Annotated in this window: 17 protein-coding genes; 10 read left to right on the top strand and 7 right to left on the bottom strand. The window is 64.4% G+C overall.

Translation table 11 applies throughout. The annotated features are described in order from the left end of the window. The coding region (gene ligD / locus EN969_RS03040; protein WP_127418984.1) for a DNA ligase D at window positions 1-2,019 on the top strand (2,019 nt) is incomplete at its 5' end. Between the two features lie 76 nt (window positions 2,020-2,095). Here the strand turns inward: ligD and EN969_RS03035 are convergent. Continuing rightward, on the bottom strand, window positions 2,096-2,770 hold the full coding sequence (locus EN969_RS03035) for a winged helix-turn-helix domain-containing protein (RefSeq protein WP_013528648.1): 675 nt from the start codon (window positions 2,768-2,770) through the stop codon (window positions 2,096-2,098). A gap of 68 nt (window positions 2,771-2,838) precedes the next feature. Here EN969_RS03035 and EN969_RS03030 point away from each other — a divergent pair, with 68 nt between their 5' ends. The 3 genes from EN969_RS03030 (at window position 2,839) to EN969_RS03020 (ending at window position 3,792) form a co-directional block, all read left to right on the top strand. Continuing rightward, a complete protein-coding gene (locus EN969_RS03030; protein WP_063169647.1) occupies window positions 2,839-3,054 on the top strand; it encodes a DUF1127 domain-containing protein in 216 nt (71 codons plus the stop codon). A gap of 64 nt (window positions 3,055-3,118) precedes the next feature. Continuing rightward, window positions 3,119-3,451, top strand: a complete 333-nt coding sequence (locus tag EN969_RS03025) for an NIPSNAP family protein (RefSeq protein ID WP_013528650.1) — start codon at window positions 3,119-3,121, stop codon at window positions 3,449-3,451. Further along, entirely contained in the window at window positions 3,448-3,792 is a 345-nt protein-coding gene (locus EN969_RS03020; protein ID WP_013528651.1) for an antibiotic biosynthesis monooxygenase, read from the top strand. Before EN969_RS03025 ends, EN969_RS03020 begins: the two co-directional genes overlap by 4 nt. Before the next feature lie 10 nt (window positions 3,793-3,802). On the opposite strand, the gene mbfA is transcribed toward EN969_RS03020, so the two are convergent. Further along, window positions 3,803-4,786, bottom strand: a complete 984-nt coding sequence (gene mbfA, locus EN969_RS03015) for an iron exporter MbfA (protein ID WP_013528652.1) — start codon at window positions 4,784-4,786, stop codon at window positions 3,803-3,805. 175 nt (window positions 4,787-4,961) lie between these two features. Here mbfA and EN969_RS03010 point away from each other — a divergent pair, with 175 nt between their 5' ends. From EN969_RS03010 to EN969_RS03000, 3 genes are all read left to right on the top strand, one after another. After that, the gene (locus EN969_RS03010; protein ID WP_024502197.1) at window positions 4,962-5,285 is read left to right on the top strand and encodes a hypothetical protein; all 324 of its coding nucleotides are present in this window, start codon (window positions 4,962-4,964) and stop codon (window positions 5,283-5,285) included. 295 nt (window positions 5,286-5,580) lie between these two features. After that, entirely contained in the window at window positions 5,581-6,564 is a 984-nt protein-coding gene (locus EN969_RS03005; RefSeq protein WP_027161221.1) for a threonine/serine dehydratase, read from the top strand. Between the two features lie 91 nt (window positions 6,565-6,655). Further along, a complete protein-coding gene (locus EN969_RS03000) occupies window positions 6,656-7,255 on the top strand; it encodes a DNA-3-methyladenine glycosylase (protein WP_063169646.1) in 600 nt (199 codons plus the stop codon). Between the two features lie 105 nt (window positions 7,256-7,360). Here EN969_RS03000 and EN969_RS02995 read toward each other — a convergent pair whose 3' ends face one another. From EN969_RS02995 to EN969_RS02980, 4 genes are read right to left on the bottom strand one after another with little or no spacing between them, the layout of a single operon-like run. Then, window positions 7,361-8,497 carry an ABC transporter permease gene (locus EN969_RS02995; RefSeq protein WP_013528655.1) on the bottom strand — a complete coding sequence of 379 codons (1,137 nt, stop codon included), beginning with the start codon at window positions 8,495-8,497 and terminating at the stop codon, window positions 7,361-7,363. Further along, on the bottom strand, window positions 8,494-9,414 hold the full coding sequence (locus EN969_RS02990; protein ID WP_063169645.1) for an ABC transporter ATP-binding protein: 921 nt from the start codon (window positions 9,412-9,414) through the stop codon (window positions 8,494-8,496). Before EN969_RS02990 ends, EN969_RS02995 begins: the two co-directional genes overlap by 4 nt. Then, on the bottom strand, window positions 9,411-10,364 hold the full coding sequence (locus EN969_RS02985) for an HlyD family efflux transporter periplasmic adaptor subunit (RefSeq protein ID WP_027161228.1): 954 nt from the start codon (window positions 10,362-10,364) through the stop codon (window positions 9,411-9,413). Before EN969_RS02985 ends, EN969_RS02990 begins: the two co-directional genes overlap by 4 nt. Next, on the bottom strand, window positions 10,361-11,059 hold the full coding sequence (locus EN969_RS02980; protein ID WP_063169644.1) for a CerR family C-terminal domain-containing protein: 699 nt from the start codon (window positions 11,057-11,059) through the stop codon (window positions 10,361-10,363). Before EN969_RS02980 ends, EN969_RS02985 begins: the two co-directional genes overlap by 4 nt. A 90-nt stretch (window positions 11,060-11,149) precedes the next feature. Here EN969_RS02980 and EN969_RS02975 point away from each other — a divergent pair, with 90 nt between their 5' ends. The 3 genes from EN969_RS02975 to EN969_RS02965 all read left to right on the top strand — a co-directional run bounded on the left by EN969_RS02975 (window position 11,150) and on the right by EN969_RS02965 (window position 13,450). Continuing rightward, a complete protein-coding gene (locus EN969_RS02975; protein WP_013528659.1) occupies window positions 11,150-11,623 on the top strand; it encodes a CYTH domain-containing protein in 474 nt (157 codons plus the stop codon). Beyond that, on the top strand, window positions 11,620-12,552 hold the full coding sequence (locus EN969_RS02970; protein ID WP_063169643.1) for a CHAD domain-containing protein: 933 nt from the start codon (window positions 11,620-11,622) through the stop codon (window positions 12,550-12,552). The genes EN969_RS02975 and EN969_RS02970 overlap by 4 nt, the downstream gene beginning before the upstream one ends. 91 nt (window positions 12,553-12,643) lie before the next feature. Continuing rightward, window positions 12,644-13,450, top strand: coding sequence for a hypothetical protein (locus EN969_RS02965; protein WP_013528661.1), 807 nt, complete (start codon window positions 12,644-12,646; stop codon window positions 13,448-13,450). A gap of 54 nt (window positions 13,451-13,504) precedes the next feature. Here EN969_RS02965 and EN969_RS02960 read toward each other — a convergent pair. Then, on the bottom strand, window positions 13,505-13,834 hold a 330-nt coding region (locus tag EN969_RS02960; RefSeq protein ID WP_164758135.1), incomplete at its 5' end, for a helix-turn-helix transcriptional regulator.

Below are 13,834 nucleotides of genomic sequence, written 5' to 3'. Positions count from 1 at the left end.
AGTCCCGGCGAGGACTTCCTCAAGGAAGCGCCTGAATCGGTGAAGTCCGGCCTGACGATCGAGGAGGTCGGCGAGGGCAAGACCGCGAAGGGCGAGAAGCCGAAAGTCTGGCATTCCAACAAGCCGGCCGCCGTCAAGACAAAAGCCGGCAAACGCCTCGACTTTATCGAGCCGCAGCTGGCCACGCTCGAGCGCGATGCGCCGCCGGGCAAGGACTGGCTGCACGAAGTGAAGTTCGACGGCTATCGCATGCAGGCGCAGATCGCCGGCACCGATGTGCGGCTGCTGACCCGCACCGGCCTCGACTGGACGAAGAAATTCGGCGGCGAGATCGTCGCGGAGCTGGCCGGGCTGAAGTGCAGCGACGCCATCATCGATGGCGAGGTGGTGGTGCTGGCCGACAGCGGCGTCTCGTCTTTCGCGCTGCTGCAGCAGGACCTGTCGGCGAAGCGGACCAATCGCTTCATCTATTACGTGTTCGACCTGATGCGGCTCGATGGGCAGGATCTTCGGCGCGAGCCGCTGGTCGAGCGTAAGCAGGCCTTGCAGGAACTGCTCGGCGAACAGTCCGACAATGCGGCGGTCCGCTTCAGCGACCATTTCGCCGAACCCGGCAAGATCATGCTGGAGCATGCCTGCCGGATGGGCCTGGAAGGCGTCGTCTCCAAGCGTGCCGATGCACCCTACCGCAGCGGCCGCGGCCCGACCTGGGTCAAATCGAAATGCACGGCGCGGCAGGAATTCGTCATCGGCGGCTACCTGCCGTCGGACAAGACCGGGCGCGGACTGCGCTCGATCCTGGTCGGCTTCCACGAGGGCGGCAAGCTGCATTATGCCGGCCGCGTCGGCACTGGTTTTTCGGGCAAGGGCGCCAATGAGCTGAAGGCAAAACTCGATGCGTTGACGGCAAAATCATCGCCCTTCGCCACCGCCGTGCCGAAGGGCAAGGGCCTGGTCTGGGTCAAGCCTGAACTTGTCGGCGAAGTGGAGTTTCGCAGCTGGACCTCGGACCGTATAATACGCCACGCCTCGTTCCAGGGGTTGCGCGAGGACAAGCCGGCGGAGGAAGTCGTGCAGGAAAAGCCCAAAGCGGCGACAGGCAAGCCATCGACAGGCAAGAGCACGGCCAAGCCGGCATCAGGCGGCAAAGCCGCCGGGTCGATCACGACCACGGTCAAACTCTCGCATCCCGACAAGCTGCTGTGGCCGGACGAAAACATATCCAAGCAGGGCCTGCTCGACCATTACGCACAGGTTTGGCCGCGCATGGAACAGTTCGTGGTCAACCGGCCGCTCAGCCTGGTGCGGGCGCCGGACGGCGTCGGCGGCCAGCGTTTCTTCCAGAAGCATGCCTCGGCTGGCATGAGCGACAAGATCGCGCGCATGAAGGACCCGACCGACGGCGAGGAAATCCTGTTCATCCGGGATTTCGATGGTGTTGCCGCACTGGTCCAGTATGGCGTGGTCGAGATCCACATCTGGGGGTGCACGATCGATGAGATCGAGAAGCCCGACCAGATCATCTTCGATCTCGATCCCGATGAAGGTGTCGACGTGAAGGCGGTGCGCGAGGCGGCACTCGATATCCGGGGCAAGCTCGACGAGCTGTCGCTGCCGAATTTCGTCAAGACCTCGGGCGGCAAGGGCTATCACGTGCTGGTGCCGCTGAAACCGGCGGCGGATTGGGATGCGGTGAAGGGCTTCGCCCATGACTTTGCCCGCGCGTTGGAGCAGGGTGCCCCCGATCGCTACACGGCGACGCTGTCGAAAAAAGCGCGCACGGGAAAGATCTTCGTCGACTATCTGCGCAACGGCAGGGGCTCGACGACGGTCGCGCCCTATTCCTCGCGCGCCAAGAAAGGCGCCACCGTGTCGATGCCGGTGACCTGGCCAGAGATCGAGGCCGGCTTGCCGCCGAACGCTTTCCCGATCGGCGACAAGACGACGCTGAAGCAGCTGGCGAAAGCCGATCCGTGGAGGGAATTTTTCAAGCAGGGGAAGGCGTTGAAGCGGGGGTAGTTCGCGCAATTTGCCAGCGCAGCGATCCTTCGCGCCCCCTCTGGCCTGCCAGCGTGACGAAATCAGCGTCGGCTCCTCAGCTCAGAAACACCTTCTCGAAAGCCTGCTTGCCCGGCAGCGAGAAAATCACCGCGCGGCTGTCCTTCTCGCGGCGCGCCCATTTCTCGGCAAGGATCTTGTCGAGGATGGCGGCGCCCAGCGTGCCGGCGAGGTGCGAACGGCGCACGCTCCAGTCGAGGCAGGCGCGGCATACCGGCCGGCGCGGCTTGGTGTAGACGTCGATGCCGATCGCGGCGAAATGCGAAGCCGCCGATGGCCCGAGCCTGATCTCTTGTTCGTCGCGGACCAGTACGTTCTTGGCGACGAGCCGGTCGAGCATCGCCACTGCCTGCTCGCCGGCGAGGTGATCGTAGCAGACGCGCGCCACGCGCATCGCTGCATCGCGCGGACCCGGCCGCACACGCTTTGGACCGACGGCTTCCGCGACGCCTGTGATGGCTTCGATCATGCCCGCCACCTGCGGTCCGGCGAGGCCGTAATAGCGATGCCGGCCCTGGCTCGCCACCGTGAGCAGCCCACCTTCCATCAGTTTGCCCAGGTGCGAGCTGGCGGTCGGCAGCGAGACGCCGGCCTCGAGCGCCAGCTCGCTTGCCGTCAGCGCCGTGCCGCCCATCAGGGCATTTAGCATGTTTGCCCGTGCCGGGTCGCCGACCAGGCTGGCGATGCGGGCGATGTCGGGTCCTTCGCGCATAGTTCGTTCCTCATCGAAGCGTTCTTGTCAGATAATCACTATTCTCCGGTGAGATCAAGGAGACGACGATGGCCGCACGAACCGCTTTCCCCTCAGCCCCGCTCCACAGCCGTCGGTTCTTCCCGTTCGTCAGCTGGTTGCGTTCGCGGCTGCTGGCCCGCTGGTATGACCGCCATCTGCAGCGTCTCGACCTTGCCGAGATCGACGACCATCAGCTGCGCGACCTTGGCCTGACGCGGCAAGACGTGCGCCGCGAATGCGCGAAGTCCTTCTGGCAGCCCTAGCAGACCAGTCGGCACGACGTTTCGATGTCGTTCAAACTATTGACGCAGCCCCGAGGAGACCACAATGACCATCACCTGCTTCATCCGCTACGAGATCGACCCGTTCGGCAAGGCGGCCTTCGAGGAGTATGCGCGCAACTGGGGTCAGGCCATTCCGCGCTGCGGCGCCGATCTGATCGGCTATTACGCGCCGCATGAGGGCTCGGCGACGACCGCCTATGCGGCCTATAACATCGAAAGCCTGGCCGCCTACGAAGCCTATCGCGCCCGGCTTGCCGCCGATCCCGCCGGCAAGGCAAACTACGAGTTCGCCAAACGCGAGAGATTCATCCTGAAGGAGGATCGCATGTTCCTGAAACTGGCCTCAGGCCCGCACGCGAAACTGGTGCTGCCGTGATTGCCGTCATCTTCGAGGTCGAACCGGCGGAGGGCCGGCGCGATGCCTATCTGAGCATCGCCGCGGACCTGCGTCCGCTGCTCGACGGCATTGACGGCTTTCTCTCCATCGAGCGTTTTCAGAGCCTGGCCGATCCGAACCGCATCCTGTCGCTGTCGTTCTGGCGAGATGAGGAAGCCGTGAAGGACTGGCGCAACACCGAGGAACACCGGCAGGCGCAGAAGGCCGGTCGCGGCGGCATCTTTGCCGGCTACCGATTGCGCATCGCCCATGTCGTGAGGGACTATGGGCTGACGGAAAGGGACGAGGCGCCGGCCGACAGTCGGGCGGTGAATGGGTGAGTGAGGCTACTCACGCATTCCCGATCAGCACGCCGGCCGCGAACACCAGGGCGCCGCCCAGCACCACCTGGAAGGCGGCGCGCAGGAAGGGCGTCTGCATGTAGCGGTTCTGGACAAAAGCGATCGCCCACAATTCGAAGAACACCACCACCGCGGCAACCCCGGTCGCCGTCCAGAAATGCGGAATGAGATAGGGGAGTGCATGCCCGAGACCGCCTAGCGTCGTCATGATGCCGACGGTCAGACCGCGCTTGAGCGGCGAGCCGCGGCCCGACAGCTTGCCGTCGTCTGAAGCGACTTCGGTGAAGCCCATCGAAATGCCGGCGCCGATCGAGGCGGCAAGCCCGACCAGCAGCGTCTGCCAGGTGTCATGCGTGGCAAAGGCGGCAGCAAAGATCGGCGCCAGTGTGGACACCGATCCGTCCATCAGCCCGGCCAGCCCTGGTTGCACATAGGTGAGGATGAACTGGCGCTGCTCGGCGGCGGTCTCTTCATCCTTCACTTCGCCCGGCACATGTTTCTGCTCCAGCCGCTGCGCCAGTGTCTCATGGCCCAGTTCGGCCACCGCCAGATCGTCGAGCAGTTTTCGCGTCGAGGCATCCGCCGTGCGCTTGGCAGCCTCGACATAGAAAAGGTAGGCTTGCCGCTCCATCGCCTCGGCCTGGCTGCGCACGTGCTCGATGCCGAGCGGCCGGACCAGCCAGTCGGGCTTGCGCTCGTAATAGCCCTTCACATGTTCGCGCCGGATCAGCGGAATGCGCTCGCCGAAACGCTTGCGGAAAAGCTCGATCAGCGAATCGCGATGGCCATCCTCTTCCTCGGCCATCTCCTCGAACACTTTTGCCGATTGCGGGAAGTTTTCCGTCAGGCCGTCGGCATAGGCCCGATAGATGCGACCGTCATCCTCCTCGGACGAAATGGCCAGCGCCAGGATCTCCTGTTCGGAAAGCGATTCGAAGGGGCGGCGGCCGAAGCCGAAAACACGGGAAAGCATGAGGAATTCACCCTAGTTTAGAATAGTTCTAAACTAGGGCTCAAGGTGCCTCCGGTCAATTGCGCGCTTGGGTCGCGGTCAAGAATTGTTGAAGCTCGCATGCCGGGCCGACCCCTTCATTATCAGTGAATGTTCACCTATATAATTCAACCCAGCCAGAACAAGGAACCCGCAGATGACGGCAAAACAGCCTCCGCATCCCTATGACCCAAAGCCCGTTCTCGATCTCATCGCCAGCATCGAGGCCGATCTGCAGCGCCTGAAAGGCCTGGTCGAGCAGCAGGTCGAGAAATTCGACCCCGCCAATCCGCACAACAAGGCGCCGGACGGCAAACTGACCGAGGAAGGCGTCGAGTGCTGCTACCGCATGTTCGACGAGGGCAAGTCGCGCTATTCGGTCGCCCAGCAGATGAAGATATCCTTTGCCGCCGCCAGCCACCGCTTCAACAACTGGCGCAAGCTGGGCGGGAGCAAGAGGCAGAGGACGCTGTTGGGGTGAAACTCGTGAGACGGCGGCGGGACGGCGCCCCCCTCTGTCCTACCGGACATCTCCCCCACGTGGGGGAGATTGTCAGCTTCATTAGGTGTGCCCCTTCTTCAACGTTGGAAATTGGCGAAAGCGGATACCCAGCCGATCTCCCCACCCGTGGGGAGATGTCCGCAGGCCAGAGGGGGGCGTGCAGCCGAGGCGTTGGCGACCGTCTCGCTAAACCTTGTAACGGTCACATTTTTCCCATGGTGCGCCGCCTCCCTTTGCGGGCATCATGGAAAGACCCCTGTCCACTGGACCTCACATGACCGCCACCACCCCTCCCGGCATCGCCGACATCCACGCCGCCGCCGCGCGTCTCGCCGGCCTGATCGTCGAAACCCCGTTGATCGAATCGCAGGAGCTGAACAAGCGCTTCGGCGGCCGCATCCTGTTCAAGCCGGAGACGCTGCAGCGTACCGGCTCGTTCAAGTTCCGTGGTGCCTACAACAAGCTGTCGTCGCTGAGCGACGAAGAACGCAGCCAGGGCGTCGTCGCCTTCTCGTCGGGCAATCATGCGCAGGGTGTCGCCGCTTCGGCCGCGATGTTCGGCGTCAAGGCGGTCATCGCCATGCCTTCAGACGCGCCGGCGATGAAGATCGCTAACGTCCGCAAGATGGGGGCGGAGGTGGTGCCGTTCGACCGCTTTCGCGACGACCGCATGAGCGTGGTTCGCCCTTACGTGGAAAGAGGCATGGTGCTGGTGCCACCCTTCGACGACCCGGCCATCATTGCGGGCCAAGGCACGATCGGCCTCGAATTGATGCGCCAGGCAAAAGCGCTTGGCGTCGACCTCGACGCGGTCGTCATTCCCTGCGGCGGCGGCGGCCTGACCAGCGGCATTTCGGTTGCCGTCAAGGACGCCTCGCCCAACACTGCGGTCTGGGCGGTGGAGCCCGAGCATTTCGACGACACCCGCCGGTCGCTGGCCGCCGGCGCCAGGGTGTCGAACGAACCCGGCCACGCGTCGATCTGCGACGCGATCCTGACCGCGGAGCCCGGCCTGATCACCTTCGAGATCAACCGCAGGAACCTGGCAGGCGGCATCGCCGTTTCCGACAAGGCGACGGCACAGGCGATGCGCGACGCCATGGCCTATCTCAAGCTGGTGGTCGAGCCCGGCGGCTGCGTGGCGTTGGCGGCGCTGTCGTCGGGCGAGATCGAACTGTCCGGCAAATGCGTTGCCGTGGTGCTGTCCGGCGGCAATGTCGATTTCGGCACTTATGCCGGGATCATGGCCGCGGCTTGAGACGGGATGTCCAAAGGATCCGACATGGATCTGAGGCAGGTTTCGCCTTGGATCACTCCTCGCCCGCCTCCAAATCGTCGCCGGGCTGAACATGGTCATCTACCGCCCGCTCACGCGTTCTGAGCTGCCCGACGATACGGCATCCCTTGCCCGCACTCTCATCGGCAAGATCGTGGTGCGCGAACTGCCCGAAGGCATCGCCAGCGGCCGCATCGTCGAGACCGAGGCCTATGTGACCGGCGATGCCGCCGGGCACGGCTACCGGGGCCAGACGCCGCGCAACCGTTCGTTGTTTCTCGAGGCTGGGCACGCTTATGTCTATCTCGCCTACGGCATCTCCTACATGCTCAACGTCTCGAGCGAGATGCCAGGGGTCGGAACCGGCGTGCTCATCAGGGCGCTCGAGCCGCTCGAAGGCATTGCGCTCATGCGGCTCAATCGCGGCATCGAGCGCTTGCGCGACCTTGCGCGAGGACCGGGAAGGCTAGCCCAGGCACTGCGGATCGATCGTTCGCTCGACGGGCTCGATCTTTGCCGCAAAGGCCCGCTATGGCTGGCAACCGACGAGCATCAAGGCGGCGACATCGCCCAAGGCATCCGGATCGGCATTACAAAGGATGCCGATCGCCCGCTGCGGTTTTACGTCAAGGGGAGCGCCTTCGTCAGCGGCCCGAAATCGCTCAACGGTTAGTGGCAGTTATAAACCATGGAGATTGGCGAAAGCATTTCTCCCTTCGTCATCCACGGGCGGAGCAAGGAGCGAAGGCTGGTAGCAAGACTGGAGGTCGTGCGGCGTCTAATCCAGTGTCCGCCTGAATCGCACCAATGCTACGCCGGCAAACAAAGCCACGAACACCACCAGCCAGCCGATCTCCGTTGCCACGGCCGGCAGTTCGGCCCCCTTCAGCATCACCGCGCGGGTGATGCGTAGGAAATGCGTCAGCGGGAATATCTCGCCGAAGATTTGTGCCCAGTCCGGCATGCCGCGATACGGGAACATGAAGCCGGACAGCATGATCGACGGCAGGAAGAAGAAGAAGGTGAGTTGGAGCGCCTGCATCTGCGTGCGGGCGATGGTCGAAATCGTGTAGCCGAGCAGCACTAGCGCCAGCACGAAGATCAGCACGGCGGTCAGGAGCAGCGACATCGATCCGGTGAAGGGGATGGCGAACAGAAGTTTCGCCGCCGCCAGCACCACCACCACCTGCACGCCGCCGACCGCCAGATAGGGCAGCACCTTGCCCATCATGATCTCGAGCGGGCTGGACGGCATCGCCAGCAGGTTCTCCATCGTTCCGCGCTCGGTCTCGCGTGTCAGCGCGATCGAGGTCATCATCACCATGGTCATCTGCAGGATGACGCCCAGCAGGCCGGGCACGATGTTGTATTGCGAGATGCCTTCGGGATTGTAGCGCCGGTGTACGACGACATCGAGCTGACCCTTGGCGGCCTCGGCGGCGGCTTCCTGCGTGCCTTGCGCCCTCAGCAGCGCCTGGCTGGCGACTGTGCCGAGCGTCGAGATGGCGCCGCTGGCCACCGCCGGGTCGGTGGCGTCGGCCTCGATGAGTATCTGCGGGCTGTTGCCGCTCTCCACCCTCCTGGCGAAATCGGCCGGGATGGTGACGACGAAGGCAACGTCGCCGCGCGATATCAGGAACTCGGCCTCGGCGGCACTTTGCGCGACATGGTCGAAACGATAGTAACCGGTGGTCTGCAGCGCCGCGACAATGGCGCGCGTATAGGGATCGTTGCTCGTCGCCACGAGTGCTGCCGGCAGGCTTTTCGGGTCGTTGTTGATGGCGTAGCCGAAAAGCACCAATTGTATCAGCGGCACGCCGAGCATCATGGCGAAGGTGATGCGGTCGCGCCGCATCTGGATGAATTCCTTGATCAGCAAGGCGCCAAGCCGGGCGAAGGAAAAGACGCTGTTCATTCCATGTTGTCCTTCGAGCCGGACATGAACTGGATGAAGACGTCCTCGAGGCTGGTTTCGCCGGGCGAAACTTTCACGCCCTTGTGCTCTCTCTCGACATCGGCAAGCACGGCTTCGAGCTTCTTCTTGTCGGAGCCGACGACATGCAGCGTCGCGCCGAACGGCGCCACCTGATCGACGCCGGGGCGGCCCTGAAGCGCTTCGGCGACCTGATCGAGGCGCGGACCCTGCAGGACGAAGGTGGTCAGCCCGGCATTTTTCACCACTTCGGCGACAGTGCCGGTGGCCAGCATCTTGCCATAGGAGATGTAGCTGATGCGGTGGCAGCGCTCGGCTTCGTCCATATAGTGGGTGGAGACCAGCACGGTCAGCCCGCCGCTGGCGAGGCGATGGATCTCGTCCCAGAACTCGCGCCTCGCCTTCGGGTCGACACCGGCCGTAGGCTCGTCGAGCAGCAGCAATTTCGGCTTGTGCATGATGCAGGCGGCCAGCGCCAGCCGCTGCTTCCAGCCGCCCGACAAGGTGCCGGCCAGCTGGTTGCGGCGCGACGTCAGGCCGAGGTCCTCCAACGTGCTCGCGACATGCCCCTCGACCGGCTTCAGCCGGTAGAGCCGCGCCACGAATTCGAGATTCTCGCCGATCGTCAGATCCTCGTAGAACGAGAATTTCTGCGTCATGTAGCCGACTTCGCGCTTGATGCGCAGGCTGTCGGTGCGGATGTTGAAACCGAGCACCGTGCCTTCGCCCTCGTCCGGCGTCAGCAGGCCGCACATGATGCGGATGGTGGTCGTCTTGCCCGAACCGTTGGGGCCGAGAAAGCCGACGATCTCGCCCTCGGCAACCGACATCGTCACATGGTCGACGACGGTCTTGTCGCCAAAGCGCTTGACCAGGCCGTGTACGTCGATGGCGTTCATCTTGCGCTGTCCGCCAGATCGACATCGACGATCTGGCCGGGCTGCAGCGGGCCGGCATCGCCCTCCGGCCGCGCCTCGACGAGGTAGACCAGCTTCTGCCGGTTCTCGAGCGAATAGATCACCGGCGGGGTGAACTCGGGATCCGGCGAGACGTAGCTGACGCGCGCCTTAACATCCGGGCCGCAGCCGTCGCAATGGACGCCGAGCAAGGTGCCGACCTTGACCGAGGAGAAGGCGCTCTCCGGGATATAGACGCTGAGCTTGACCGCGCCGTCGGGCAGGATCGAAATCACAGGCGCGGTCGGACCTGATGTATCGCCCGGATTGCGGATGACGTCGTTGACGCGGCCGGGCGAAGGGGCGGCCAGCACCCGTTTCGACAGCCGCCACTGCGCCTGCTCCAACGCGGCCTGCGCCTGCTTGACCTGATTGTCGGCGGCCTTGATCGTCTCGGGGCGCGCCGGCAGGCCGCCGACGGCGAGATTGGATTTGGCCTGGCCGACCTGCGCATTGGCCGTTTCGAGCGTGGCCGACGCGGTGTCGAAATCCGCTTGCGTGCCGGCGCCGCGCTTGAACAGATCGGCGGCGCGGTCGTATTTGCGCTTGGCGTCGGCGGCCTGGGCGCTGGCCATATCGACCTCGGCCTTCAGCACGGCGATCTCTTCCGGCCGCTTGCCGATCTGCAGGTCGGCCAATTGCGCCTGCGCCTGGGCAAGGCCGGCCTGCGCCTGCGCGACAGCGATTTTTGCGTCGGCACTTTCCAGCGTCACCACGGTCGTGCCAGGCACCACACGGTCGCCGCGCTTCACCGTGACGGTCTCTACCTGCGCCACCTCGATCGGCGCCAGCAGCACGTAGTCGCCTTCGACATAGCCGACGGCCAGCGGTGCTGCCGGGGCACAGGCCGAGAAGAGCTGCGCGGCGAGCGGCAGCGAACACAGAAAGCTCATGGTCTTTGCCCCTTTGTCTTTGCCCCTTTTCTGGCGGCCAGTATGGCCTTGAGATTGCCCGATGTGACCGCCACCACCTTGGCGGCCTCCGCGGCGCCGATATCGGGCCAGCCCATGCGGCGCATCACCGCCTCACGGCCGATGCGGAAATAGATGACCTGGCCGATCAGCGTGAACACGGTGAGCCTTGTGGCCTCGCTTTCGGCGGGCTCGCCAGTTGCCTGTTCCCACAGCTGGCACAGCCGGCGATGGCTCGGCTCGAAGACACCGTCATAGATACGATCGAGGGCTGCCGTTGGATGGGAAAGTTCGCGCAGGATGAACTGCACGATCTCACCGGCCTGCGGACTGGCCACGACAAAGCCGACCATTCGCTCCAGCGCCGCGAAGAGCTGCGCCTGCGCTGCCTCCGGACCGACCGGCGCGGGCGCCTGCGCATTGCCGAGCGCCGGGCCGGCGACCGTCTGGATGGTCTCGACGATAAAGTCGGCGGCGGCCGTGCGAAGACCCTCCTTGCCGCCGAAATGATAGGCGATCGAGCCGATATTGGCTCGCGCCTCGGCGGCGATCTCGCGCGTCGAGGTGCCGTCGAAGCCCTGCCGTCCGAACAGCTTCAGTGCCGCCTGGACAAGCGCCGCGCGCGTCATCTCGGCGGGCTCGCGACGAAGAACTTTGGGCTCAGGTAGTTTGATCATAAGTGCACTTTAATCAATCGATTGATTAACGTCAACTTCTGTTCGTCATTGTCTTGCCATCGACGGCGGCAAACGCTTTAGTGCGCGGCCATGGGCAAGGAAGTCGAACGAAAATTCCTGGTCACCAGCACCGCATGGCGGGAGTTGGCCGAGGCCAATATCCGCATTCTCCAGTTCTATCTCGCTGCCGGCCCCGGGCGCACAGTGCGCATCCGCATCAGCGACGGCACTTCCGCCAAGCTGACGCTCAAATTCGGCAGCAAAGCGCGCGAGCGCGACGAATTCGAATACCCGATCCCGCTGTCGGAGGCGGTGGAGATGCTGGACTTCGCCATCGGACGTGTCATCGAGAAGACACGTCACCATGTTAGGCACCGTGGCTATCTCTATGAAGTCGATGTCTTTGGCGGACCGCTTGCGGGACTTGTGGTCGCCGAACTTGAGACGCCGGAGGACGTGCCGGACGAAATGCTGCCCGACTGGCTCGGCCGTGAAGTCACCGGCGAGCAGAAATTCTACAACGCGTCGCTCGCCCTTGGTGGGATTCCGGAGATCGCCGCATGAGCTTTCGCATCGATCCGCGCCTGCCGCTGACCGGCGAGGTCAGGAGAATCCTTGCCGAGGAGATCGGCAAGGCGCTGCATCATCTTGACGCCGCACGGAGCCGGCCGGAACAGGCGCTGCACAAATGCCGCAAGCGGCTGAAGAGCGCTCGCGCCTTGCTGCGGCTTGTTCGTTCCGGTGACGAAACATTCTGTGAGACAGAAAACCAGTGCTACCGCAACGTGGCGGCCCTGCTTGCCGGCCCGCGCGAGGCGACAGCGCTGATCGAAACCATCGACCGCCTGGCGGCAAGCTTTCCCAAGGAGGGCGCCGACGATGGGCTGGGCGCGGTTCGCGACAGGCTGATCGCGCGCCAGCATGAATTGCACGAAGGTACAGGGCTCGAAGCGGCGATCGGCGCGGCGACCGCCGCCTGCGAGGAGGGCCTGCACCGCATCGGCACGCTGGCCTTGCCCGACCAGCCGGAACAGGCGGCCGACGTGCTTGCCGAAGGCGCCCGCGTCACGCTGCGCCGCGCCAGGAAGGCGCTCGACAAGGCCGGATCGCGGGGAGCGGCCGATGATTTCCACGATCTGCGCAAGGCGGCCAAGACCCACGGCATGCATCTGTCGCTGCTCGGCAGGCTGTGGCCGACACCGATCAAAGCAAGGCGCAACGCGGTCGACGAACTGGGCGAGCGGCTGGGCGACCTGCACGATGTGCTGGTGATGCGCGCCCTGCTCGAGGCCGACGACCAGCTGCTCGGGCCGCCCGAGGACACGAAACTTCTGGCCAAGCTTTTGAAGCGGTCGGAAAAGCAGCTGAAGAAGAGCTGCCTTGCCGAGGCGGCCGAGCTGTTCGGCGACAGTCCCAAACGCTCGACACGCAAACTGGCCCGCAAGGCGCGCGACGATCTGGCTGCGCCGCCGGAAGAGGCCGCGGCATCGTAGGATGACTTGGCGCTCTTCCTCTCGGTCCGGACGGGGGGAAGAAAGGCGTGCGCTAGCCCTCATTACCCGCCCATGCTAATCGCCATGGAGTATGACCGAGCCCGGCGACACGCTTCTGGATCGACTTGGCCGCTGGCTTGCCGGCCGGCTGCAGGAAGAATCGTCCGGCTACGAGCCCTACACCCCCTCCGATGCCGAAACGCTGCGTCGCACGCTTGAGCCCGGCGACATCCTGCTGATCGAGGGCAACCAGAAGATCTCGGCGGCGATCAAGTACCTGACCCAGTCGACCTGGTCGCATGCGGCCTTCTATATCGGCGATGCCTTGCCCGCGCCGGCGGACGGCTCGGAGCGGCCGCGCCTGATCGAGGTCACGATCGGCGAAGGCTGCGTCGCCGTTCCATTGTCGCGCTACCGCACCTACAACACCCGTATCTGCCGGGCGAGTGGGCTGGCGCCGGAGGATCGCGACAAGGTCGTCGCCTTCATGATCGGCAAGCTCGGCCTGAAATACGACCTCAAGAACATTTTCGACATGCTGCGTTTTTTCTTCCCGACACCGCCGGTGCCGGTGCGCTGGCGCCGCCGCATGCTGGCCTTCGGTTCCGGCGATCCGACACGGGCGATCTGCTCGACGCTGATTGCCGAGGCCTATGGCCAGATCCGCTATCCGATCCTGCCCGAGATCACCCGTGCGCCCGGCCGCGCCTCGGCGCAGTCGAACTATTCGCGCAAGGAAATCCTGCACATCCGCCACCATTCGCTCTACACGCCGCGCGATTTCGACCTGTCGCCCTATTTCCGCATCGTCAAGCCGACGCTGGAATATGGTTTCGACTACCGGGCGGTGACCTGGGACGACAAGCTTGCCGATCCCGGGGCCAAGGCCGCCGAATAAACGCGATCAAATGAGTCCAGCCGCTGCACAGGACCGCTGGCCGGCAGCCGGGCGTCAGTGCTTGCAAGCCGCGGCCCGCACGTCCGAGGGTGTGGCGTCATAACGGCGACGGAACGCCCGGTTGAAATAGGAAAGGTCGTTGAAGCCGGCCTCGTAGGCGATCGCGGTGATGCTGCGTCCGGCATGGCGCGGATCGCCGAGCATGCGATGGGCGCGCGCCAGCCGTTGGGTCATCATGAAATCAATCAAGGATGTGCCATCGCTCTCGAACAGCTTGCGGACGTAGCGGGCCGACAGTCCGTGGCGGGCGGCGACGTCTTGCGCCGACAGGTCGACATGGCCACCATGCGCGACGATATCGGCCTTGATGGCGCGCAAGCGGGC

Origin of the sequence: Mesorhizobium sp. M7A.F.Ca.CA.003.01.2.1 (genome assembly GCF_003998945.1) — a bacterium.
In the GTDB taxonomy this organism is placed as follows: Bacteria; Pseudomonadota; Alphaproteobacteria; order Rhizobiales; family Rhizobiaceae; genus Mesorhizobium; species Mesorhizobium ciceri.
This window is presented reverse-complemented; position numbering and strand designations above follow the sequence as displayed.

Coding starts and splice junctions, on each gene's coding strand:
- EN969_RS03005 (WP_027161221.1), top strand. CDS start 5,581: ATGACCGCCACCACCCCTCCCGGCATCGCCGACATCCACGCCGCCGCC.
- EN969_RS03035 (WP_013528648.1), bottom strand. CDS start 2,770: ATGCGCGAAGGACCCGACATCGCCCGCATCGCCAGCCTGGTCGGCGAC.
- EN969_RS03030 (WP_063169647.1), top strand. CDS start 2,839: ATGGCCGCACGAACCGCTTTCCCCTCAGCCCCGCTCCACAGCCGTCGG.
- EN969_RS02980 (WP_063169644.1), bottom strand. CDS start 11,059: ATGATCAAACTACCTGAGCCCAAAGTTCTTCGTCGCGAGCCCGCCGAG.
- EN969_RS02965 (WP_013528661.1), top strand. CDS start 12,644: ATGACCGAGCCCGGCGACACGCTTCTGGATCGACTTGGCCGCTGGCTT.
- EN969_RS02975 (WP_013528659.1), top strand. CDS start 11,150: ATGGGCAAGGAAGTCGAACGAAAATTCCTGGTCACCAGCACCGCATGG.
- EN969_RS02985 (WP_027161228.1), bottom strand. CDS start 10,364: ATGAGCTTTCTGTGTTCGCTGCCGCTCGCCGCGCAGCTCTTCTCGGCC.
- EN969_RS02995 (WP_013528655.1), bottom strand. CDS start 8,497: ATGAACAGCGTCTTTTCCTTCGCCCGGCTTGGCGCCTTGCTGATCAAG.
- EN969_RS03000 (WP_063169646.1), top strand. CDS start 6,656: ATGGTCATCTACCGCCCGCTCACGCGTTCTGAGCTGCCCGACGATACG.
- EN969_RS02990 (WP_063169645.1), bottom strand. CDS start 9,414: ATGAACGCCATCGACGTACACGGCCTGGTCAAGCGCTTTGGCGACAAG.
- EN969_RS03025 (WP_013528650.1), top strand. CDS start 3,119: ATGACCATCACCTGCTTCATCCGCTACGAGATCGACCCGTTCGGCAAG.
- EN969_RS02970 (WP_063169643.1), top strand. CDS start 11,620: ATGAGCTTTCGCATCGATCCGCGCCTGCCGCTGACCGGCGAGGTCAGG.
- EN969_RS03010 (WP_024502197.1), top strand. CDS start 4,962: ATGACGGCAAAACAGCCTCCGCATCCCTATGACCCAAAGCCCGTTCTC.
- mbfA (WP_013528652.1), bottom strand. CDS start 4,786: ATGCTTTCCCGTGTTTTCGGCTTCGGCCGCCGCCCCTTCGAATCGCTT.